General features: G+C 37.9%; 19 protein-coding genes. 7 read left to right on the forward strand and 12 right to left on the reverse strand.

Annotation, left to right across the window (positions count from 1 at the left end):
• Positions 1–2: 2 nt before the first annotated feature.
• Both ACOXY8_RS01040 and ACOXY8_RS01045 read right to left on the reverse strand, forming a co-directional pair.
• Positions 3–716, reverse strand: coding sequence for a ligase-associated DNA damage response exonuclease (locus ACOXY8_RS01040; RefSeq protein ID WP_458329697.1), 714 nt, complete (start codon positions 714–716; stop codon positions 3–5).
• 33 nt (positions 717–749) lie between these two features.
• Positions 750–2,183 carry an SDR family oxidoreductase gene (locus ACOXY8_RS01045; protein ID WP_458329698.1) on the reverse strand — a complete coding sequence of 478 codons (1,434 nt, stop codon included), beginning with the start codon at positions 2,181–2,183 and terminating at the stop codon, positions 750–752.
• Between the two features lie 157 nt (positions 2,184–2,340).
• Between ACOXY8_RS01045 and ACOXY8_RS01050 the strand changes: the two genes are divergently transcribed.
• Positions 2,341–3,528: a hypothetical protein gene (locus tag ACOXY8_RS01050; RefSeq protein ID WP_458329699.1), complete on the forward strand. Its 1,188-nt coding sequence runs from the start codon at positions 2,341–2,343 to the stop codon at positions 3,526–3,528.
• Here the strand turns inward: ACOXY8_RS01050 and ACOXY8_RS01055 are convergent.
• The gene (locus tag ACOXY8_RS01055) at positions 3,525–4,382 is read right to left on the reverse strand and encodes a hypothetical protein (protein ID WP_458329700.1); all 858 of its coding nucleotides are present in this window, start codon (positions 4,380–4,382) and stop codon (positions 3,525–3,527) included. The two genes, ACOXY8_RS01050 and ACOXY8_RS01055, sit on opposite strands and share 4 nt — an antisense overlap.
• A gap of 130 nt (positions 4,383–4,512) precedes the next feature.
• On the opposite strand from ACOXY8_RS01055, the gene ACOXY8_RS01060 reads away from it, so the two are divergent.
• Positions 4,513–6,198 carry an AMP-binding protein gene (locus ACOXY8_RS01060; RefSeq protein ID WP_458329701.1) on the forward strand — a complete coding sequence of 562 codons (1,686 nt, stop codon included), beginning with the start codon at positions 4,513–4,515 and terminating at the stop codon, positions 6,196–6,198.
• Positions 6,199–6,265: 67 nt separating this feature from the next.
• Here ACOXY8_RS01060 and ACOXY8_RS01065 read toward each other — a convergent pair whose 3' ends face one another.
• The 4 genes from ACOXY8_RS01065 to ACOXY8_RS01080 form a co-directional block, all read right to left on the reverse strand.
• On the reverse strand, positions 6,266–7,723 hold the full coding sequence (locus ACOXY8_RS01065; protein WP_458329702.1) for a TrkH family potassium uptake protein: 1,458 nt from the start codon (positions 7,721–7,723) through the stop codon (positions 6,266–6,268).
• Between the two features lies 1 nt (position 7,724).
• Positions 7,725–9,065 (reverse strand): Trk system potassium transporter TrkA, encoded by a 1,341-nt coding sequence (gene trkA / locus ACOXY8_RS01070; protein ID WP_458329703.1) that lies wholly within the window; start codon positions 9,063–9,065, stop codon positions 7,725–7,727.
• A gap of 77 nt (positions 9,066–9,142) precedes the next feature.
• Positions 9,143–10,039 (reverse strand): mechanosensitive ion channel family protein, encoded by an 897-nt coding sequence (locus tag ACOXY8_RS01075; protein ID WP_458329704.1) that lies wholly within the window; start codon positions 10,037–10,039, stop codon positions 9,143–9,145.
• Positions 10,040–10,094: 55 nt separating this feature from the next.
• The gene (locus ACOXY8_RS01080) at positions 10,095–11,306 is read right to left on the reverse strand and encodes an S-adenosylmethionine:tRNA ribosyltransferase-isomerase (protein WP_458329705.1); all 1,212 of its coding nucleotides are present in this window, start codon (positions 11,304–11,306) and stop codon (positions 10,095–10,097) included.
• 133 nt (positions 11,307–11,439) lie between these two features.
• Here ACOXY8_RS01080 and ACOXY8_RS01085 point away from each other — a divergent pair, with 133 nt between their 5' ends.
• The 4 genes from ACOXY8_RS01085 (at position 11,440) to ACOXY8_RS01100 (ending at position 14,879) form a co-directional block, all read left to right on the forward strand.
• Complete coding sequence (locus ACOXY8_RS01085) at positions 11,440–12,003, forward strand: PepSY domain-containing protein (RefSeq protein ID WP_458329706.1); 564 nt, start codon at positions 11,440–11,442, stop codon at positions 12,001–12,003.
• Between the two features lies 1 nt (position 12,004).
• On the forward strand, positions 12,005–13,078 hold the full coding sequence (locus tag ACOXY8_RS01090) for an o-succinylbenzoate synthase (RefSeq protein WP_458329707.1): 1,074 nt from the start codon (positions 12,005–12,007) through the stop codon (positions 13,076–13,078).
• Positions 13,079–13,148: 70 nt separating this feature from the next.
• The gene (locus ACOXY8_RS01095; RefSeq protein ID WP_458329708.1) at positions 13,149–14,036 is read left to right on the forward strand and encodes a S1 family peptidase; all 888 of its coding nucleotides are present in this window, start codon (positions 13,149–13,151) and stop codon (positions 14,034–14,036) included.
• An 84-nt stretch (positions 14,037–14,120) separates the two neighbouring features.
• Entirely contained in the window at positions 14,121–14,879 is a 759-nt protein-coding gene (locus tag ACOXY8_RS01100) for a TerC family protein (protein WP_458329709.1), read from the forward strand.
• A gap of 40 nt (positions 14,880–14,919) precedes the next feature.
• On the opposite strand, the gene ACOXY8_RS01105 is transcribed toward ACOXY8_RS01100, so the two are convergent.
• From ACOXY8_RS01105 to ACOXY8_RS01125, 5 genes are all read right to left on the reverse strand, one after another.
• Complete coding sequence (locus ACOXY8_RS01105; RefSeq protein WP_458329710.1) at positions 14,920–15,621, reverse strand: SIR2 family NAD-dependent protein deacylase; 702 nt, start codon at positions 15,619–15,621, stop codon at positions 14,920–14,922.
• The gene (locus ACOXY8_RS01110; RefSeq protein WP_458329711.1) at positions 15,605–16,252 is read right to left on the reverse strand and encodes an ankyrin repeat domain-containing protein; all 648 of its coding nucleotides are present in this window, start codon (positions 16,250–16,252) and stop codon (positions 15,605–15,607) included. Before ACOXY8_RS01110 ends, ACOXY8_RS01105 begins: the two co-directional genes overlap by 17 nt.
• 144 nt (positions 16,253–16,396) lie before the next feature.
• Positions 16,397–17,701: an amidohydrolase family protein gene (locus tag ACOXY8_RS01115; RefSeq protein WP_458329712.1), complete on the reverse strand. Its 1,305-nt coding sequence runs from the start codon at positions 17,699–17,701 to the stop codon at positions 16,397–16,399.
• Between the two features lie 14 nt (positions 17,702–17,715).
• Complete coding sequence (locus ACOXY8_RS01120; RefSeq protein WP_458329713.1) at positions 17,716–19,101, reverse strand: amidohydrolase family protein; 1,386 nt, start codon at positions 19,099–19,101, stop codon at positions 17,716–17,718.
• Positions 19,102–19,114: 13 nt separating this feature from the next.
• Positions 19,115–20,782 (reverse strand): amidohydrolase family protein, encoded by a 1,668-nt coding sequence (locus tag ACOXY8_RS01125; protein ID WP_458329714.1) that lies wholly within the window; start codon positions 20,780–20,782, stop codon positions 19,115–19,117.
• Between the two features lie 299 nt (positions 20,783–21,081).
• On the opposite strand from ACOXY8_RS01125, the gene ACOXY8_RS01130 reads away from it, so the two are divergent.
• Positions 21,082–21,906, forward strand: a complete 825-nt coding sequence (locus ACOXY8_RS01130) for a hypothetical protein (protein WP_458329715.1) — start codon at positions 21,082–21,084, stop codon at positions 21,904–21,906.
• The last annotated feature ends 4 nt before the right edge of the window (positions 21,907–21,910 follow it).

Here is a 21,910-nt window from a genome sequence, read left to right on the forward strand (position 1 = left end):
AACTATTCCATTGCTCCAGGAGGTGCGATGATGATAGAACCTGCATAAGACTTTTTTGACATCTCAGGATCAACCTGTGGGTATGTTCTTAGGTTAACTCCTGATTGTACTAAGGCTACATTAGTATTGGCAATTGCGCCATGAACGTAAATATTGCCTTGTTCAATATTTAGGTTTTCGAGGATTCTTTGCGCCTTACCTAGGGAATAAGCAAAAATGACCGAGCACAGACCTTCATTTTGATTACTTAGCCACCATTCATTTATTTCGTTAAAGATAGAGTTCTGATCTTTCCATTGAAAAACGGGTAAACCAAAAGTACATTCTGTAATAAACGTATCGCATTTTACAGCTTCGAATGGAGTGCAAATTCTATCGTCTTCTAATTTGTAATCTCCTGATACTACCCAAACTTGTCCTTTATATTCAAGCCTTACTTGTGAACTGCCTGGAATATGCCCTGCAGGATGCAAGGAAATTTCTACTCCATTAATAGTTAATTTCTGATGGTAATCTAAACCCTGAAATGAAATACCATGACCAAGTCGATACTTCATTACGCCTTCAGAATATGGATGCGCCAAATAGTACTTGTTTCCTGCTCTGGAATGATCTGCATGTGCATGGGTGATAATTGCACGATCTACAGGTAACCAAGGGTCGATAAAAATCTTGGCTTTTTCGCAATACAAACCATTTTCGTGTAGTTCTAGCACTGTAGGAAATGTAAATACTTAAAATATTGAAAGTCAATCATTAACTTTTGGTTTTGCTAAAGAGCGTATCATACCGGAAAATACAATTCCATGAAAGGGCAATACAGCATACCAATATAATCTGCCAAATAGCCCTTTTGGTCTGAAAGTGGCTGTTTGCCATAAAATATTATCTTGATCTACTTTGAATTCCAACCAAGCTTCTCCTGGCAACTTCATCTCAGCAAATAGCAATAACCTTCCTTCATTTCTATCAGCAAGTAATACTCTCCAAAAGTCCAAACTATCGCCAGGATGCAATGTGGTGGGGCTGGTTCTTCCTCTTCGCAAACCTACACCGCCAACCACTTTATCCAAATATCCTCTAATTTTCCAAAGCGATTTAGCGTACCATCCGTTTTCTCCACCAAGAGACCAAATGTTGTTTAGAACTTCCTCCTTATTTTCAATCTTTACTTTTCGCTGATCTACAAAACAACCAAACTTTGGTACTTGGATATATGTAGATAGCTTTTCATTAAATATACCGCTGATCATTGAATCCTTCCAACTTGAGATTATTTGATTTTGCTCAATTCGTTGAAAAGCGTTTTCAATTGCCTCCTCGTATGTCATAGGAGTGATATCTAGCAATTGATTGATATTACTAGGTTTGGCAATTACTTCTACTTTCATGCTGTCCACCAAATTTTGAGCTAGGGTAAAAGAAGTAGAAGTCACGAAATATAACCAGTAGGAGGAAAGCTTTGGTGTCATCACAGGTACTGTTCCAATCCACCGCTTTAGTCCACGAATCTTAGCGAATCGTAATAACATCTCTCTGTAATTGAGCACATCTGGACCTGCAATGTCAAAGGATTGATTATATAGATCTTCCCGCAATTTTGCTTTGGTGAGGAATTGCAATACATCTCGAATGGCAATAGGATGACTTTTGGTGAGCAGCCATTTAGGCGCAATCATCACGGGAAGCTTCTCAACCAAATCTCTAATAATTTCGAATGAAGCACTTCCGGAGCCAACAATTATTCCAGCTCGAAAAGTGGTGAATTCGTAATTACCTCCCGCCAAAATATCCTCCACATTTTTTCTCGAACCTAGATGTTTGGAAAGCTCATCAGCATTTACAATTCCACTCAAAAATATTACCTGCTTCAGCTTTATTGTAGATGTGGCATCTACAAAATTTTGAGCTGTAATCGCTTCCATTTCGTGGAAATCTCCTTGCCCAGCAGAAAGAGAATGAATAAGATAATAGGCTACATCCAAATCCTCAGGAATATCCTTTAAAGTATCTGAATCTAAAAAGTCAAGCTCTAGAACCTTTACATTTTCTGGGTTCAATTCTGGTAAAGTAAATCTATTCTTATCTCGAACGGCGCAATAAACAGTATGACCTTCTTTTAGCAAAATTGGTAACAATCTTTTCCCTATATAGCCTGTTGCTCCAGTGAGTAATATTTTCATGTATTGTCTTTAGCTTATCAAACCTGTGTTTATATGCAATCCTTTTAAGGTACGAATGTTTAATTTATGTTATCTGTTATATTTTTATTTCATTATTTAGGGTCAATGATATAAATTGTAAAATCTAAATTTACAGCACTAATATTTTATAAGGCTCATGAAACAATTTATCCTAATCTCTTTTTTATCGGTGTTTGTATTGGCATGTGGAGAAACTACTGAGGAAATTGAAACTACAATAGAATCAAGTAATTATACTGGGATTGAGATTGTAGATTCTATTATGTATGATTATTTGGGTGAAGCAGAATTGTGGGATGTATCTCCTGATGGTAACAAATTATTATTGAGAGATTGGCAAAGAAAGGAATTTTTGATTATCAACACTGAAGGCGAGTTGATTAACTCCTTTATTAAAGATGGAGATGTAATGGACAATCCAGGATTCTTATTAATGGCAGCTTCATTTCACGATAATGAAACAATTTTGGCTGGAAGTGTAAAGGGAATCTTCTTTTTTAGTCTTCCTGGAGAACTGATACGAAAAGTTAATTTCACTGATATTCCTGAAGTAAATATATTTTATACGAGCGCTGGTTTCCATTTTCAGAATGTAGAGCTAAACGGGAATGAGTATCTATTGGGGCCGGCAATCACTCCAAATGAATTCACCAAAATGGAGCAGGATTATTATAAAACCAGAAAATCCATAAGCATGATAGACTTAGATTCGGGAAAGATTGAAGGCATCATCAATTTAGAGCCTGACAGTCGCTTTTTCGATGGCAAAGTTTATGAAATGTCTCATGTCTATACGTATTTCAAAATGGTTGATGATAAGCTTTGGGTGGTTCATGCTGGCGATCCAAGGTTACTTGTGTATGAAATGAAAGAGCCCTTCGCTAAGGTGATGGATATTCCTTTGAATCTGATTGGGCTAAATTATCCTGAGGGCGTGCCGCCACAAGCTGCCGAGCCAAGGTCAATTTCAATGGATAGTAGTATCGGAGGTGTAAAAGGAATTCAAATTGTAGGTGATAAAGTTGCCCTCTTGTATTATCAAGGAATGAAGCAAGAGGTTAAGGATGAGATCGAACCACTATGGTCCACCGATCAAGAAAAGGCAAGTGAATTATGGCAAATTGCGGCTGAGAAGGTAGAATATAGAGTTCAGGTTTTTGATAAAGAAGGCAATTTTGAGGGAGATTTTGTATTGCCAAAGACTTTCAGACCTTATGTATTTATTGGTACAGAAGATGGTTCACTTTGGCTAAGTAAAGCGGCAAATGAGGAAGAGGAAGAAGATTTTGTAACTTTTTATAAAGCCAAATTGGTAAAGGATTAAGCAGTTAGGAAGCTCGCATAATTCAACTCATTTTGTAATGGCGGGAGAATAGCATAAAAGGAGGGAAGCTCCCTCCATTTACAAGCCATATTGGAAATTACGGTCTTCAATACCTGCTGACCAAAAGTGTGAGGTTTGTTTCCTAGGTCATTGAACAAAGGCCACTGATTTGCAGATGCAACAGGCCCTATTACCAATATAGGTTTGTGATTAAAACTGAATTCAAAAGGCCCGCCACGATTGAGAAATTCCTCCCAAAAGAAAACTTCATCAAAAGGCTTATTTGGGACTTTTGTATTACCGTAAGATTGCCTTAACTCTTGTAGAAATTTTACCTGCGCAATGGAAACGTCAAATTCAAAAAACTGATTTCTTCTCTCAAAGCTATCTGCATTTTTCAGGAAGGTGAATATAAAGCCTGCATGCTTGGATTTGGCTAATTTGCAATGATCCCTCTGCGCCCAAAAATCATATTTGTGCTTATTTGGAATTAGAGCTGGCAATTCTAGATAATCCTTGGCGCTAAGCAATTGATTGGGATGATATAGATAATTATTAATCAGATCAAATTCAATATTTTCAAAAATGAAATCTCGCTTTTTGGGTTTGTGGTAGCCAGTTTCGCAAGCATCAAAGTCGATTGAGAATTTATTAGCTTCACAAAAATATTTGAACAAAGCTTCAGCGAATTTGCCTTTAATCAGTTTTTCTATTTTGATCTTGATCTGTTGTAGCTCCACTTGCTGATATGTGAATGGAAATGATAGGAGGGAAGTACTAATTACCTCCCGCATTATTCTTTCATATTGCAATGTGTCTAACTTATCCAATATTAAAATCTCAGAACTATTCATCGGATCGCTTTTAATTTTTGTTTCTTATTTACCACATCTAAAAAATTATCCTTTCTAAATTGAAATGAATTTGCTTATTTGTTTGGCAGAAAAAAATATATACCCATTCGGACGAATTAAATTTAAAAATATGCAAAATTTTCCTTGGTTTAAATTTTACCCGGAAGGTGTTCCGCAGGAAATTAATCCAGATCGCTACAATTCATTGGTTGATGTATTGGAAGAATCCTTCAAAGAGTTTGGCGATTTGCCGGCCTACTCTAGTATGGATAAGGTGATTAGCTACAATGAGTTAGATCAGCTTTCAATGGAATTTGCCAGTTATTTGCAGAGTATTGGAATGAAAAAGGGTGACCGAATTGCTCTTCAAATGCCAAATGTGATGCAGTATCCTATTGCCATGTTTGGCGCATTAAGAGCTGGTATGGTGGTAGTAAATACCAATCCGCTCTACACAGGGAGGGAAATGGAACATCAATTCAAAGATTCTGGAGCAACTACCATTGTTATATTATCAAACTTCGCTTTCAACTTAGAGAAGATCCTAGCAAATACGGACATCAAAAACGTGATTGTGTCCAACATTGGCGATCAGCTTGGTGGTTTGAAAAAAATGATTGTGAATTTTGTGGTGAAGAAGGTAAAAAAGATGGTTCCTGCATATAGTTTACCCAATGCAGTTAGCTGGAGTAATGCCTTGAAAAAAGGCAGAAATCACACTTTCAAAAAGCCTGAAATGAAGCCGGAGGATTTGGCTTATTTACAATATACGGGCGGTACCACAGGTGTGTCAAAAGGAGCAATGCTTACACACCGAAATATCATCGCCAATATGGAGCAGATTTCCGGCTGGATGAAACCGAAGCTAAAACCGCGGGAGGAAATAGTAATTACCGCTTTGCCGCTATATCACATATTTGCACTTACTGTAAATTGCTTAGCAATGTTGAAAATTGGTGCCAAGAACATACTAATTGCTAATCCTCGTGATATGCCGGCATTTGTAAAGGATATTAGCAAGCATCCATTCACTGTAATCACAGGTGTGAATACACTATTCAATGGAATGCTCAATAATGAAGACTTTAGAAGACTAGATTTTGGTAAACTCAAAATCGCTGTTGGTGGTGGAATGGCTGTGCAAAAATCAGTTGCGGAAGAATGGGAAAAAGTAACTGGCGTGCCGTTGGCTGAAGGTTATGGCCTAACAGAAACTTCACCTGTGCTTTCATGCAACGCAATTGACGGAACGGAGAGAATTGGTACAATTGGAATTCCATTACCATCAACAGAAATGATTATAGTAGATGATGATGGTAAGGAAGTAGAACTAGGCAAACCTGGTGAAATATGTGCCAAAGGGCCACAGGTAATGCCTGGATATTGGAATCGCCCAGACGAAACTGAGAAAGTGATGTTTAATAAGGACTGGTTCAAAACTGGCGATATTGGAATTGTAGACGAAGATGGTTTTTTTAGAATTGTTGACCGCAAGAAGGAGATGATCTTAGTTTCGGGATTCAATGTATATCCAAATGATGTGGAAAATACGGTTGCATCGCATCCTAAGGTGTTGGAAGTAGGAGCTATTGGCGTGCCTGATGTTAAGTCTACCGAAGTGGTGAAGATTTTCGTTGTGAAAAAAGATCAAAGCTTAACTGAGGAAGAGTTGCTAGCTTTTTGCAAGGAAAACATGACCAATTATAAAGTCCCTCGCTATATAGAATTCACCAAAGAGCTACCTAAATCGAACGTAGGTAAAATACTGCGAAGAATACTAAAAGAGGAAGATGCTAAGGTGAATAAGTACCTGTAGCATTAAATTTATAAATCAAACCATCTAATATTAGCTTTGAAATAAGCTGAAATTAGATGGTTTTTTATTAGCTCCTTTTCCAGAAGAATGGCGTGAAGATTATAAGAACAGTAATAAGTTCCAATCGACCAATAAGCATACAAAAGCTAAGAACCCATTTGGAGAAGGGTAATAAGTTGGAGAAATTACCTGCTGGACCTAATTCATCTACACCCGGACCAACGTTACCTAGTGATGTAGCAATTGCTGAAATAGCAGTTCCAATTTCTATATCATCAAATGAAAGTAAAATTGTCCCTAAGCCTAAAGCTGAAAAGTATATGATGATAAATGCCAAAATATTCTGAATCACTTCTCGAGGTACAGATTTTCCATTAAGTCTTACTGGGATAATTGCAGAAGGGTGAAGCTGTCTTTTGAATTCTAATATTGTGTTCTTACCAAGAAGTAAATGTCTTACAATTTTGATTCCTCCTGCAGTAGAGCCCGCTGAACCACCTACAAAAAGCAAAAAGAAGAAAATCATTGTAAGGAAATGGGACCACAATGTATAATCTGCTGTAGCAAATCCTGTGGTTGTGATGATAGAAACTACCTGAAAAAGAGCAACTCTAAACCCTTGTTCAAAACCGAAGCCTTCTTGTATGATCAAAAAAGCAGTAACGATTAAAGCGGCAATAATTGTGAAAAATAGATAGACTCTAAATTCCTCGTTAGCCCAGAATCGAGAGAAATTACCTTTCAAGCCAAAGTAGATCATAGTAAAATTGACGCCAGCTAGAAACATAAAAAATGCTACTACATATTCAATATAGGCGGAATTATAGTGCCCAATACTTGCGTTCTTTGGCGAAAACCCACCAGAAGAAACAGTACTCAATGCATTACAGGTAGCATCATAAAAAGGCATTCCACCAAGCACAAGAAGTAAAATTAACGAAACCGTAAGTCCAAAGTAGATATACCACAACCTTCTGGCAGTTTCACGAATTCTAGGTTGTAATTTTTCTGGTGTAAGGCCGGGTGCTTCAGCAACAAAAAGTTGCATACCACCAATTCCCAAAAACGGAAGTATAGCCACCACTAAAACTATAATACCCATTCCACCAATCCATTGGGTTAGATTTCGCCAAAATAAGATTCCTTTTGGCAATGATTCAATATCCGTGAGTATGGTTGCACCTGTGGTAGTGTAGCCAGACATCGTCTCAAAGAAGATATTGGAAAAATCGCTTATCGTTCCTGAAAATACATAAGGCAGTGAACCAAAAAGTGTGAGCGTAATCCATCCTAGCGTCACGATTATAAAGCCATCCTTCCTTTTCAGATCCTTTGAACTTTGCTTTCGCGTTAAAAGAATAAGTAGTCCACCAACAAATAAATTTATGAGACTAGAATAAATAAATGAGCTATAATCACCTTCGTCGAAATGAAATGAAAATGGTAACGGCAATAATAGGAAGGCACCATTTATGGTCAATAGGATACCAAGCGTTTTGCCAATTACAGGTAAGTTTACTCTCATACTATTTGAAAAAGGACTCAACCTTGTAAATGCATTCTGGCCTCGTAAGTACAACAACTCTGTCGCCGGCCATAAATTCAAAATCACCTAAGGTGGTATAGCCTCGTCCCTCCCGCATTACTCCACCAACTTTGGCTGATGGTGGAAAATCCAAATCACGTAATTTTCTTTTGGTAATCAATGAATTAGGTTTCACTTCAAACTCCAATACCTCGGCATCAACACCATGTATACTTGTAAGGGAGACAATTTCTCCTCGTCTCACATACCTAAAAATAAAACTTGCCGCAATAAGCTTTTTATTAATCAAGGTGTCAACGCCTATACTTTGAGAAATATGTATGTATTCAATATTTTCTACTAGTGCAATCGTTTTTTTAACTCCTTTTTTCTTTGCTAGCAAGCAAGCAATTATGTTTGTTTCGGAGTTGCCTGTTACGCCAATGAAGGCATCCATATTCTCCAAACCTTCCTCCATAATAAGATCCACATTACGAGCATCACCATTGATAATCATCACATCAGGAAGCATGTCAGCTAGCTCTTCGCATTTAACTGGATCTATTTCAATTAGCTTTACATTATAGGTATGGCTTAACGATTTGGCGGCATTAATTCCCACTTTACTACCACCCATTATCATGATATCACGGATTGCTATTCGCTCTTTTCCCGCTAAATTTAAAATGGTATTTACGCCATTTGCTTGGGTCACAAAGTATGCATGATCTCCGGCCATAAATCTAGTTTTACCACCAGGGATTATGGTTTCATTGTTTCGAAGTAAGCCCACCGTGACGAAATTCTGATCAGGATTCAAATCAGGCAAATCCATCATTGGTCTATTATGTAGAATACTGTGATTCTCGATGGTGACACCGATCATATTCAAAACGCCTTTATCGAATTCAAATGCATCCGTAACGGCAGTTTCTTTCAATAGACGTTTTATCTCCTTTGCGGCAAGTGATTCAGGCGAAATAATTTCGTCTATCCCAAGTTTCCTAAGGTCGAATCTATCACGTTTCCAGAGGTATTCAGTATTGCTAATTCGGGCTACAACTTTCGAGGCACCCATATTTTTTGCCAGAATGGAAGTGAAGATGTTGATTTCTTCAGATGAAGTAACAGCAATAAGTAAGTCAGCTTTTGCCACACCTGCATCGTCCAATACTGAAAAGGAAGTGGAACTACCCTTGATTGTTGCAACATCCAAATAATTGGATGCATGTCTTAGCTTTTCGGCACTTGTATCAATTATCGTAATGGCGTGGTCTTCAAAACTTAGCATTTTGGCCAAGTGAAAACCTACATTACCTACTCCAGCAATTACTATCCTCATAAATCTTGATGCCTAGTTTGCGGCGCAATTTAGTGAAATATCCAATCCTACTTTGACCATTAATAGATAAATCTCGGCTAACTGATTTTGCTTGTTTGACTTATCTGCTCAAATCCACTTTTTAAATGCAAATCTCTTTGTGGGAATGGAATTTCAATTCCATGTTCTTTGAACTTGGCAAAAATAGCGTAATACAATTCACTCTTTAAAATTATAGGCTTGTTGATATAATCTCTCGTCCAAACAGCCAAACTGAAATTCAAAGAGGAATCGCCAAATTCATCGAATAAAACATCTGCCGGAGGGTCTTTTAGGATGCCCTTATTTTCATTGGCTACTTCCAAAAGCAGCCTTTTGATCTTTTCAGGATCTTCGCTATACGAAACTCCCACAGAAAATCTAAACCTTACTATTGAGTTATGATAGCTCCAATTGATTACTTGATTATCCGTAAATTGTGAATTAGGTACGATCACCGAAATATTATCATTGGTATTAATGATGGTTGCTCTTGCGGAAATAGCCTCAACATTACCCACTAAATCTCCAACTTCTATTCTATCACCTACCTTTATAGGTCTTTCGAAAAGGATAATTAAACCACTAATAAAGTTATTCGCGATATTCTGTAGACCAAAACCAATACCTACACCAATTGCACCAGCCAACACATTAAGTGAAGATAAATTAATGCCAGCGGATTGGAACACGATCATCAAACCAATAACAACCATTACGTATCGTGTAAGGGTGGCTACAGTTGAGTTAAAATTGGTCTCTTGCGAATACCTAGGTAAAATCCGTTTTTCTAATAATTTACGAATCTTGCCTGAAATGAAGAACACCAAAAAGATAGAAAACACGACACCCAGTAAGGATAACACCGTATATTCCGTACCCGAAAAGGTAAATATCGGATCGGTAAAAAAGGTGAGAACATCACTAACTAAGTCATCGAAACTTGTTAATTCCATTAGATCAAATTTTGAGCTGAAATTAAATATACACTATGTATTTAGAAATCTATAATTAAAGCTTATTCGGAAAAATAATAGATGAATCGCCATAGCTTAAAAATCTATAGTCATTCCTTAAAGCCTCATCGTACAATTCTCTCCAACCATTTCCCATAAATGCAGCAATCAGCATTACAAGCGTTGACATTGGCCTATGAAAATTAGTAATCAGTGCATCACACATTTTGAAAGTATAGCCCGGATAAATAAAAATCCCCGTTTCGCCATGAATGTTTTCAATTTTATTAGAATTCATAAAATTTAAAACAGCATGCATACTTTCTGTTTTACTTGGTAAGTAATCCGCAGCCTTATATGGCAAATCCTGATCAATAAAAAAGCGGGAGGTTTTAGGGTCATTAATTAATTGAACTCCAAACCAATACAAACTTTCTAAGCATCGAAGTGAAGTTGTTCCCACTGGAACAATTGAACCTTTATGATTTAATATTTCTTCGACTTTAGTCTTATTAAAAAAAAGCTGTTCCACATGCATCGGATGCTTTTTAATATCCTCTTCGAATACTGGCAAGAATGTGCCGGCACCAACATGGAGCGTAAGAAAAGTTCTTTTAATTCCAGCATTGTCCAAGGTAGCCCAAGTATTTTCAGTAAAATGTAAACCAGCCGTTGGAGCAGCTACAGCACCTTGATGTTGCGCATAAATGGTCTGATAATCTTCCTTATCCTTACTTACAACCTCCCGCATTAAATAGGGTGGGAGTGGCACTTGACCCAAAGCTTCTATCCACGATGCTGCACTTATATGTGCTGGCTCCCATTTAAAGCGAACGGTTTTATCTTCTCGATTTTCTAATTGAAGTCTTAGATTAATTTTTTCACCATTTACTTTAAATTGCTTCCAGAGCACTTCCCCATCGCGCCATCTTTTCAAGTTTCCAACAACACATTTCCACACACATTCACCAGTCACTTGCATAGCGTCCTGCACAATATTAGTGGGTTGGTTTGGCTCTACCATAAATACTTCCACACGTCCTCCCGTAGCTCTATGGAAAATCAACCTTGCAGGAATTACTTTCGTATCGTTGAATACCAAAAGTGAATCTTTCGGCAAAAGTGAAGTCAGATCAGTGAATTTATGATGTGAAATTGCACCTTGCTTGTAGCAAATAAGCTTTGAGGAATCGCGAGGTTCAGCGGGAAATTTGGCAACAACCTCCTCAGGGAGCAAATAGTCAAAGTCTGCTAAGTTATTTTTCAATATTTCTATTCAATTCAAATTGCAACAGCAAAACTAATAGTTATTCAGTTTAAAAGCCCGATTATATAATTGCATTATCATTTGTGGCCTTTCAAGGGCATATTCGCAATTGATGTAGAATTTAAGTTTTGACATGAAGATTACCTCACAATTAATACGATTTTTCAGAAAGTACCATAAATGGATAGGCTTATCCCTTGCAATATTTTTACTTATAAGTGCGCTTACCGGCTTTTTGTTAGGTTGGAAAAAGAATGTTGATCTATTACAACCTGAAGAATTGGTACATGGACAAATGAATTTTGATGAATTCTTACCATTACCTGAGCTCAAAAAATCAGCTGATCAATATTGGCTAGAACAGTTCCCAAATGAGCCAAATGAAGTGACTCGTATAGATGTGCGGGTGGACAAAGGCATAATAAAATTGCTATTTGAAGACGGTTATTGGGAAGCACAAATAAATCCAATGACAGCCGAAGTATTGTCGTTAGAAAGACGGCATGCAGATTGGATTGAAAAGATTCATGATGGCTCGATTATCTCAGATAATTTTAAGTTAATCTCAATGTCACTGCTAGGTTTGGGCTTAACAATTCTTGTAGTTACAGGTTTCTATCTTTGGTTTGGCCCCAAGAAAATCAAACAAAATAAGATTGAAAAACCACGAAAAAGAGCCGTAAAAAAGCCTCAATAGCATGAAATTTAATATTAGGGTAGAGTCAATTGTATTTAATTTCAAATTCGACGCAGGCACTTCCCGAGGAGTTCTAAAGCAGAAGCAATCCTGGTTTATATTAATATGGGATGTGAAAAACCCACAACAAATCGGCATTGGGGAATGTGGCCCATTGCCAGGTTTGAGTCCAGAATATGGTCAAGATATTGAGAAACTACTAGTTCAATATGGAAGTGGAATAGAAGATTTATCTATTGAAAGCATCAACGAACATATAGCTAATATTCCAGCACAATTTCCAGGAATCAAATTCGCAATCGAAACTGCACTTTTAGATTTAAAAGCGGGAGGGAAGCAAGTTCTTTTCATAAGTCCATTTACAGAGCAAAAAGCTCCTATTAAAATTAATGGACTTGTCTGGATGGGAGAACAGAAATTTATGTGGTCTCAAATAGAAATGCTTGTTGATAAAGGATTTAAAAGCATCAAGATGAAAATTGGTGCGATGGATTTTGAGGCTGAGCTTGAGTTCATCGATAAGTTCAGACAGCAATACCCATCTAGCGAATATGAATTGAGATTGGATGCAAATGGCGCTTTTGAGGCTGATGTGGCTTTAGAAAAACTGTATGCACTTTCCCAATTCGAAATTCATTCTATTGAGCAACCAATTAGGCAAGGCCAAATACACGAGATGGCTCATATTTGCGCAGAATCGCCAATTCCTATTGCCTTGGACGAAGAGTTAATTGGAAAATCAAGTCTAGAAGAAAAGCAAGGTTTAATTGAAAGAGTCAAACCTGAGTATTTGGTCTTGAAACCGACTTTGGTTGGCGGATTGAAATCTACCAAAGAATGGATTGAATTAGCTGAAAGTAATAATATTAAATGGTGGCTCACGTCTATGCTAGAATCCAATATTGGCTTAAATGCAATAGCACAATTCGTAGCTACTCTCAACCCAAGCTTACCTCAAGGGTTGGGTACAGGCCAATTGTACCACAACAATATTCCATCACCTTTATATCTTGATGGTCCGTATATGAAATATGGAATGCATAGCGATTGGAAAATCCCTTTCAAATTTAGGTAAAAGTATTCCCACCAAAATTGACTTTAATTATTGACTATATTGGCCTTGATTAAAGCTAAATCTATTTCCTATGTTTTCAGAAGCTATAGAGCAAGTCTCTAATTTTACTCGTGCTATTCATACAATTTCACGCAATTACCAAAGTCAACAAATCACACCAGGGGCCGGTACGTTGTTTTTTGTGAATGAATTGGGCTATGCAGTTACCTGCAAGCATGTAGCTGAACTACTTATTCAAGCGAATAATATCAACAACCACTACGAAGGATTCAAAAAGGAGCGAGAGCTGATTCCCAAAGATGGCAAGTTCAAAAAGCAGCTAAGAGCCTTGGAAATAAAGTACGGCTATGATCCTAAGAAAACTGCTCAAATGAAAATCAATTTCGTGGGCTGTATAGATAAAATGTCAGGTTTTACATGGCATCTGCATCCTGAATACGATTTGGCAATTGTTATTTTCAATGGTTTTCAGCAATTAGGTTACGATCAATTCGCAGTGTTTCCGAAAGACACAGAGAGTATCAAGCCTGGAAATTTTCTTTGTAGATTAGGCTATCCGTTTCCGGAGTTCAGCAATTTCCAATACAATGATAGTAGCGATGATATCGAATGGACGCAAACTGGGAATCCTCAATCACCACGGTTTCCATTAGAAGGTATGGTTACCCGATTTTTGGTGGATAGGCAAGGCAATAAAAATGGAATTGAATTAAGTACGCCTGGTTTGCGCGGACAAAGTGGAGGGCCTTTATTTGATCGAGAAGGGCTAGTTTATGGAATGCAAAGTCAAACGAAACACCTTCATCTTGGTTTTGACATTGAGAATAAAAGCATCCTATCCAATGGTCAATTAAAGAAAGTAAGCGATTATTCATTTATCCATTTGGGCGAATGCGTTCATGCCGAAACGATCAAGGATTTTCTAAGAAAACATCAAGTGAAGTTTTACGAAAAGTAGCAAATTTGACTTGAAATTAAATTTGGAATTACCTAAATAAATTACTGAAAACTAGCTTAATATTGCGACCTAATTTATAAAACCATGGAATTATTCTTATTACCAGAAACCTGGATTGCCTTATTAACCCTTACCTTTTTAGAGGTGGTACTAGGAGTGGATAACATTATATTCATTTCCATTATTTCAAATAAGTTACCGCAAAATCAGCAAGCCAAAGCAAGAAATTTAGGATTGCTTTTCGCAATGGTTTTCCGTATTGCTTTGCTACTAGCCATTTCGTGGATTATCAAATTCACAGAGCCAATTATCTCAATTTATGGTTTTGATTTAAGTGGTAAAGATTTAATCCTTGCGGGAGGTGGTTTGTTCTTGCTTTTCAAATCTACTATTGAGATTCACCACAAAATGGAAGGTGTGGCTGAAGAGGTAAAAGCCAATTCAGCCAAAAGTATTGGATCGGTTGTTTTTCAAATCATCCTACTAGATATGATTTTTTCATTTGATAGTATTCTGACGGCTGTTGGTTTGGTGCAAGAAGTGATCATTATGATTATCGCTGTTGTGATAGCTCTTATCATTATGATGGTATTTGCAGGAAAAATTAGCCGATTTATCAACAAACATCCAACCTTACAAGTGCTTGCACTTTCTTTCTTGATTTTGATTGGTTTTATGCTTTTGGTAGAAGGATTCCATGTGGAAGTGCCAAAAGGTTATATCTACTTTGCTGTTTTCTTCTCTTTAGCTGTGGAACTTGTGAATATGAGAATGAGAAGGAAGAAAGATAAGCCAGAAGATAAAGTTGAATTGATTCCTCGTATAAAAGAAGCAGAAGAGTAAGACAATTTCAAAAACGAATATTGAAAAGCGGGAGGGTAAATTATCCTCCCGCTTTTAATTTTTGCTGCAATATGGGCATGCCAATTCCGGCCAATTCAGCAATTACCTCAAAGTTGTTTCTGCTTATTTCATGCGCCTTTGGATCCACCAAATATTTAGGAATTTCTGGTCTTGCAAAATCCAATAAACCTGCCGCAGGATATACTTGCAATGAAGTGCCAACAACCACAAAAATATCAGCTTTAGAAACCCATTCGGCTGCAGGTTCTATCATTGGAACCATTTCACCAAACCACACAATATTAGGTCTTAGTTGAGATCCTTTTTCACAGGTTTCTCCCATATTTAGCTGCCAACCATCTATTGGATAAACTAATGATTCATCCATGCTGCTTTTGGCTTCAAAAAGATTGCCATGCAAATGGATCACATTACTTGATCCAGCTTTCTCGTGAAGATTATCTACATTTTGGGTGATTACCACAACCTCAAAATATTCTTCTAATTCAGCAATAGAGAAGTGCCCTGGATTGGGCAGTACTTCCAATGCCTTTTTCCTGCGCCAATTGTAGAAATCTAACACTTTTGCGGGATCCTTGTGAAATGCTTCTGGAGTAGCCACCTCATATATGGAATGGCCTTCCCATAATCCTCCCGCATCTCTAAAAGTAGGAATTCCGCTTTCGGCACTTATTCCTGCACCTGAAAGTACAACTAGTAACTTTTTAGATATATGCCCCATAAAGCCTAAGGATCAAGGAGCATTCATTCTGTTCATTGTCCATTGCAAACCTTAGCGGTGTAATTCCCTCGTCAGTTTTTACATTTATATCTGCATGAAAGTGGAGAAGCAATTTGAGCATAGCCAAATTACCATGTGAAGCTGCACTATGAATGGCTCTAAACCCACCATGTTGGGCGGCATTTATATCAGCTCCGTTTGAAAGAAGCAGTCGAATAATCTCTAAATTAGCTGATGCCGTTGCTGCATGGATTGGAAATATTTTGCTGGCATTATTGGCCGCCAAATTCACATCAGCTCCTCTATCTACTAATTCGTTGGCAATTTCTTTATGGCCAAAGAAACATGCTAAACTCAATGCACAAAACCCATCCTTTGCCAATTCATTTATCAAATCTGGCTGTTTGTCCAGTATGGTTATTAACTCTTTTAATTGACCACTTGCTGCAGCTTCAAATAGACTCCATTTCTTCTTTTTTGATGCTACAATCTTTGCAAGATTAATTTGCTGCTGATAAAGCAATTGCATTAGCAAACTTTCACCATTTGCACCAATTTTATCAATTATGTCTGGCTCAGATTTTAATAGGCTAGCCAGCTCATCTTCATTTTGTATATTTTGTAACTGCATGAGTTCATTTATTTGAATTTCAATATACATATCCAAAGCATAATAAAGGAGGATATGCATTGAAATATCTGTCGTTGTTAATTTTGTATGGACAAAAAAAAGCCGACACAAATGCATCGGCTTTCAAATTAATTTTAATTGATCTTATTTCTGAACACCTGGATTTCTTTCCAAAAACTCATTGTACAAACGAGTATGGCGACTAATCATTGGGATGTTATATCCATCGATAAATACATGAGAGATATGGGAGTTTGTCTCGAAAGGATCGCCATCAATGATAAACAATGTAGCAGATTTACCTTCTTCGATTGAGCCAAGCTTATCGCTTACACCAAATATCTCAGCAGGGTTGATTGTTACCGCTTTTAAAGCATCTTCTTTTGTCATGCCATAAGCTACAGCAAAACCTGCATTGTAAGGCAAGTTTCTTACATTCTCAGTGTCCATCGTACGGATAGCTACTTTTACACCTGCATTAGACATAACGCCTGCATTTGCATACGCTCTATCGTAACGGTCGGACTGGCGAGACGGCATGCCAATTACAGGACCAGTAATAACTGGAATCCCAGATTCAGCAATTTTATCAGCAACTCTCCAACCTTCAGAAACACCCGAAAGAATTGGCTTAGCAATTTTTTGGTCTTTCACCCATTCGATTGCCGCTTCAATGTCAGCCGCACCATTTACCTCAATGATTAATGCAACTTCACCAGCAACCACTTCAGCAAGAGCTTTCATTTCTGGATAGAACCTTGCAGTGCCAGCTTCTTCATTCACTCTGTAAAGAGCTGCTCTCTCAAACATTTCATTGATTTCCTTTTGAGCTTTTTCAGCATCCTTTTTCACGTCAGCATCACTTCTTCTATCGCGGAAGCCACGACGAGATGCAGATGGGAAATTCATTAACACACCACTAAAACCTGTGTGCATCTGGTTAGGCGTATAGCCCACTAGATTGATCAAAGCAGCTGTACCAGGAATAAGCCCACCAGCAGGCATAGTTAGTACTGTAGTTACGCCAGAAACTCTCGTTACCGGAATGGCTACTGAATTAGGATTCACCGCCGTTAAAGCTTTTACATGCGGTTTCACATTACCTATTTCCTGATGGTCTTGAGTTTCAGGTACTGAATTTACTTCTATAATACCTAAGCGAGTACCACCGTCGATCATACCTGGGTAAATTAATTTACCCGTACAATCAATCACTTCGGCACCTGCAGGCACTGTAATGTTTGCTCCTAAGTTCTGAATAACACCATCGTTGATAATAACTGTACCGTTCTGGATTACACCATTAGTTACCGTATGAATGGTAGCATTTGTCAGTGCAAATAAACCTTTATAAGGTTTCAATGAGCCATCGTCAATATCTTGTCCCAACAAAGAAAGCGGGAGGAAAGAGATGGCAATTATTAATAGTTGAATAAATCTTGTTTTCATAGTTTTCCTCCTTCTTAACGTTGGCCATTAAATAAATTTAAACCAAACTGAAGAAACTCTTCAGTTCCAACCATGCAACTGTGCTCGATACCTTCTGCGTGTACATGCAAAGCTTCTACAGTTTCCTCAGGATTAACCGTCAATCGCATATCAGCAGGATCATTTTTCAAATCGAAATATACTGTACCATCTACTAAAGTGTATTGTGGTACTGCATAGATTGAAAGTGGATGATTATTGAAAATTGCGATATCTGCATCCTTTCCAACTTCGATAGAACCAACTCTATCTTCAATACCTAATTGAATGGCAGGATTAATTGTGATAAGCTTTAATGCTTCTTCATCTGAAAGCATACCGTATTTCTGAGTTTTACCAGCTTGGTGGTACAAGTGACGAATAAAATCACCAGAATCACTATTGATTGAAGTGATTACACCATTACGTGTAAGGATTGCTGCATTGTAAGCTGTAGAGTAATATACCTCAAACTTATATGCCCACCAATCAGCAAATACTGAAGCCATGGCACCAAAATCAGCAATTTCTGGAGCTACTTTAAAGCCCTCATTTGTATGCTGATAAACAAGCTTCTTAATACCGAAGTCTTTGAATACTTCCATCAACATCAAAATCTCATCAGCTCTGTAGCTATGGCAATGAACGATGATTTTACCTTCAAGAATCTCTTTTAAAGTCTCTAAACGCAAGTTGTACTCAGGAGCCATTGCTCTCGTACTGTTTGATGCCTTTAGTTGGTTGTATGTATCCCAGGCTTCTTTGTATTCAAGAGCTTCAGAAAAACCATTACGAATTACTGTTTCCACGCCCATTCTACTTCTTGGTTGGATTCCATTTCCACGACCATGAACTCTAGTTGGGTTTTCGCCAAGAGCAAACTTGATAGTACGAGCAGAACCTTCGAATTTGATATCTTCAGGATCCATTAGACCATAGCGATGTTTAATCGTTTGGTTTTGTCCACCAATTGCATTTGCAGAACCGTGCATTGCATGCGAGGATGTAACTCCTCCCGCCAATGCGCGATATATTGAAATATCCATTGGGTTGATCGCGTCGCCTGTATAAACTTCAGCGGTGATTGGACTAGTAGCCTCATTAATTGCGTCTAGTGCAATATGCGAGTGAGCATCAATAATTCCTGGCATCACAAATTGGCCAGTTGCATCAATTACTTTTATGCCGGATGGTGCACTAATATTTTGACCGATTTGGGCAATTTTTCCTCCTCGAACCAAAACATCCGTATTTTCCTTTACACCATCAGTAATGGTGAGTACGGTTCCATTTTTTATAAGCACATCGCCTTTTGGAACTTGAGCCATTACAGTTCCAAGTGCCAACAAAAAGGCGAAGCTATATGATAATATTTTCTTCATGTTGCTTTTCATTTTATTTTGAGTTGCCTGGATTTTTTACAGCTGTTAATCCAAATGAACCAAATTGGCCTGTGTCCATCATTCCTTTGAATTCATTACCTGTAACTGTTCCGCTAATTGTTAATCCGATGGTTTGTCCGCCCATGTTCATTGATATATCGAATGACAAGTTTGGTCCATCTACTTCAATATTGGATAATGGGAGAGGATCTGGACCTGCCATTGGCATAGTCATCGTGCCTTCGTAAGACCCGTTGTTGTTAGTGAAATTTAGTTCACCTTCTGATGAGCCCATTGGAGTTTCAGTTTTGTAATTCCATCTTCCATCAATTTCAGCAGCAGGGCCACCACCATTTGCTTTTGCAGGGCGAGCTTCATATTCGTACATGATACCATCTACAAATACATATCTTACTTCAGAGTCTTTGCTGAAATAATTTCCAGTAGAAATTACCAAGTTGGCAATCTTACCTTGATCTATAGATCCAATTCTATTGGATAAACCAAGCATTTCTGCTGGTGTAGTTGTCAATGCTGTTAAAGCAGCTGTCTCGGACAGACCATTTTCAGTCATTATACGAAGGTTCTTTTTCAAGTTTGAAGCATTACCTGAAAGGCTTGAGAAGCCAAACTTGATTCCAGCTTTTTCATATTCCGCTGCTTGAGAAACATACTTGCTGTAGAATTCAGCTCTTCTTTCCTCCCGCGCTTTAGCTTCGTCTTTAGCATCTTTAGAAGCTTCTTTTTCTTCTGGCAAGTCCATTGATAAAAGCACCTTAGCATTGCTTGCTTTGATATCATTTATCAATCCCCAACCATCTTTCATGTTTGCAATTACCAAATCAAAACCAAACTCATCTTTCAATGACAAAGCACGACGAACATCTAATTGATCGGCTGCATGAAAAGTAATTGGGTATTGCTTGTTGATAACTGGATAAAATGCTTCAAGCGTACGATTTTTAGTAGGTCTGTTTATTCCAGTTGAATTTGAAGCATACACACTCTCATTTTGCATTTGATTCTCTGCATTTGTGTAAAGCTCCCTCCATTTTGCCATTACTGCTATCACAGTGCCAGGATACACACCTTGGCCACCTTGAAACTGAGCAAATAATGCGGAGTTGTTCTTAAGTACCAGTTGGTCAGAAGTGGCTTTGTCAGCATACAATATCACTGCATTTGAGCCAGGAAGCATTCGACCTTGTGGAGCAACTTGCGCTACAGTGAATCCTGCTTTACGCATATCCTCCATTGCTTTGGCTCCTAAGTCAATATTATCCAAAACAGTATTTTCAGGTGTAATGCCTGCAATATTGTTTGGTGGATTATTTGGCTTTAGATCTCTTGGTCTTTCTGGGTTTTCATAGCTTTTTACACCATTGTGTGTAAGGCCATCTATAAAGCCTGGATACACAAACATATCACTACCGTCGATCTCGAATGTGCCGGCTGGTACCGTTACATTTTTGCCAACAGCGGTAATCAATCCGTCTTTGATCAAAACGGTGCCGCCTTCGATCACTTTTCCCGGTGCCTGAACAATTGTGGCATTTTTTACTGCATAAGTACGAGTAGCTGGCGCTTTAGCGTCGCTATCACTTTGGGCTTGCAGTAAAACCGGAAAACTAAATAACAACCCCACGGCGAGGATTGCCTTAGTTAACAGTTTTAGTCTCATCTTCATATTTGTGGTTTATATTGAATAACAACTTACAATCTAAGGCCATCATTGACCTAAATCAAAGCTTGTTATTTATATGGTTAAAATGGTAATCTAACTGCCTTATTCGGGGAGGAAAGGAAAAGGAATATTTTTTCCAGCGGCTTAAACTTATCTGACTTTTGTCTGTCATATCAGCCGAAGCAAAATGCAACAAACTCAATTAAATATTTTTAGGAACAGCAAGTATATTTGGATGGCATTTTGCAATAGACTGAATTGAAAAAATCGCACTTAAATTAACTATAAAGCATAAAATGAAAAGTCTGAAATCATTATTTCTATCTGCCCTTTTTGTAGCCACTGGGCTTAGTGTTTCCGCTCAAAATGTAGAGGAAATTCTCAAAAACCACCGTGAAGTAATGGGCTTTGAAAATTGGGCAATGGTACAAACCATCATTCTTGAAGGTAAAACCATGGCGGGCAATTTTGAAATCCCTTACAAAACCACCATTTATGGCAATAACCTGCGCAATGAAATCACAATGGGGCCAATGTCGCTTGTTCAGATAACTGATGGTACTAAAGGTTGGATGAATAATCCCCAAAGCAGTGAGATTATTGAATTGCCTTTCGCGGCGGTTCAAGCCTTACAAGGAAGAGTAGATTTTGGTCTTGATTTGCTTAAAATAGCTGATTTAGAAAATTTAACTTTAGTAGGTACTCAAGAAATGGATGGCCTAACTGTTTATCAATTGAGATACGATACGCCAAGCTATCCACTTACAGATTTCTTCGTAGAATCTGAAAGTTTTGTCCTTTTGAGAAAAGATATTACTCGTGAATGGGAAGGTGAAAAAACAATAACACGCACAGATTACTCTGACTATAAACTAGTAAATGGATTGCTAATCGCTCATAGCAGAAATGCTACAGTAGAAGGTGGTGCTAATGCAAGAAGAGGAGGAGCGGGAGGTCAATTTGGCGGCGGTCCTGGCGGTGGAAGAGGCCAAGGTGGTGGAGGCGGAATGGCCAACATGATCACCAATATGGCATCACGTGGTGGCAAAGATGTAATTACAAAATTGACTTTCAATGAGCAATTAGACGCTTCTCTTTTCGATAAGGATAAGTTGAAATAAGAAA

This window comes from Peijinzhouia sedimentorum, from assembly GCF_049340005.1.
Taxonomy (GTDB): domain Bacteria; phylum Bacteroidota; class Bacteroidia; order Cytophagales; family Cyclobacteriaceae; genus CAXBDP01.

Bases quoted from the DNA above. Each gene is read 5' to 3' on its own strand.
- ACOXY8_RS01065 (WP_458329702.1), bottom strand. From the start codon at position 7,723: ATGAGAGTAAACTTACCTGTAATTGGCAAAACGCTTGGTATCCTATTG.
- ACOXY8_RS01125 (WP_458329714.1), bottom strand. From the start codon at position 20,782: ATGAGACTAAAACTGTTAACTAAGGCAATCCTCGCCGTGGGGTTGTTA.
- ACOXY8_RS01100 (WP_458329709.1), top strand. From the start codon at position 14,121: ATGGAATTATTCTTATTACCAGAAACCTGGATTGCCTTATTAACCCTT.
- ACOXY8_RS01110 (WP_458329711.1), bottom strand. From the start codon at position 16,252: ATGCAGTTACAAAATATACAAAATGAAGATGAGCTGGCTAGCCTATTA.
- ACOXY8_RS01095 (WP_458329708.1), top strand. From the start codon at position 13,149: ATGTTTTCAGAAGCTATAGAGCAAGTCTCTAATTTTACTCGTGCTATT.
- ACOXY8_RS01050 (WP_458329699.1), top strand. From the start codon at position 2,341: ATGAAACAATTTATCCTAATCTCTTTTTTATCGGTGTTTGTATTGGCA.
- trkA (WP_458329703.1), bottom strand. From the start codon at position 9,065: ATGAGGATAGTAATTGCTGGAGTAGGTAATGTAGGTTTTCACTTGGCC.
- ACOXY8_RS01075 (WP_458329704.1), bottom strand. From the start codon at position 10,039: ATGGAATTAACAAGTTTCGATGACTTAGTTAGTGATGTTCTCACCTTT.
- ACOXY8_RS01090 (WP_458329707.1), top strand. From the start codon at position 12,005: ATGAAATTTAATATTAGGGTAGAGTCAATTGTATTTAATTTCAAATTC.
- ACOXY8_RS01115 (WP_458329712.1), bottom strand. From the start codon at position 17,701: ATGAAAACAAGATTTATTCAACTATTAATAATTGCCATCTCTTTCCTC.
- ACOXY8_RS01045 (WP_458329698.1), bottom strand. From the start codon at position 2,183: ATGAAAATATTACTCACTGGAGCAACAGGCTATATAGGGAAAAGATTG.
- ACOXY8_RS01055 (WP_458329700.1), bottom strand. From the start codon at position 4,382: ATGAATAGTTCTGAGATTTTAATATTGGATAAGTTAGACACATTGCAA.
- ACOXY8_RS01085 (WP_458329706.1), top strand. From the start codon at position 11,440: ATGAAGATTACCTCACAATTAATACGATTTTTCAGAAAGTACCATAAA.
- ACOXY8_RS01120 (WP_458329713.1), bottom strand. From the start codon at position 19,101: ATGAAGAAAATATTATCATATAGCTTCGCCTTTTTGTTGGCACTTGGA.
- ACOXY8_RS01130 (WP_458329715.1), top strand. From the start codon at position 21,082: ATGAAAAGTCTGAAATCATTATTTCTATCTGCCCTTTTTGTAGCCACT.
- ACOXY8_RS01105 (WP_458329710.1), bottom strand. From the start codon at position 15,621: ATGGGGCATATATCTAAAAAGTTACTAGTTGTACTTTCAGGTGCAGGA.
- ACOXY8_RS01060 (WP_458329701.1), top strand. From the start codon at position 4,513: ATGCAAAATTTTCCTTGGTTTAAATTTTACCCGGAAGGTGTTCCGCAG.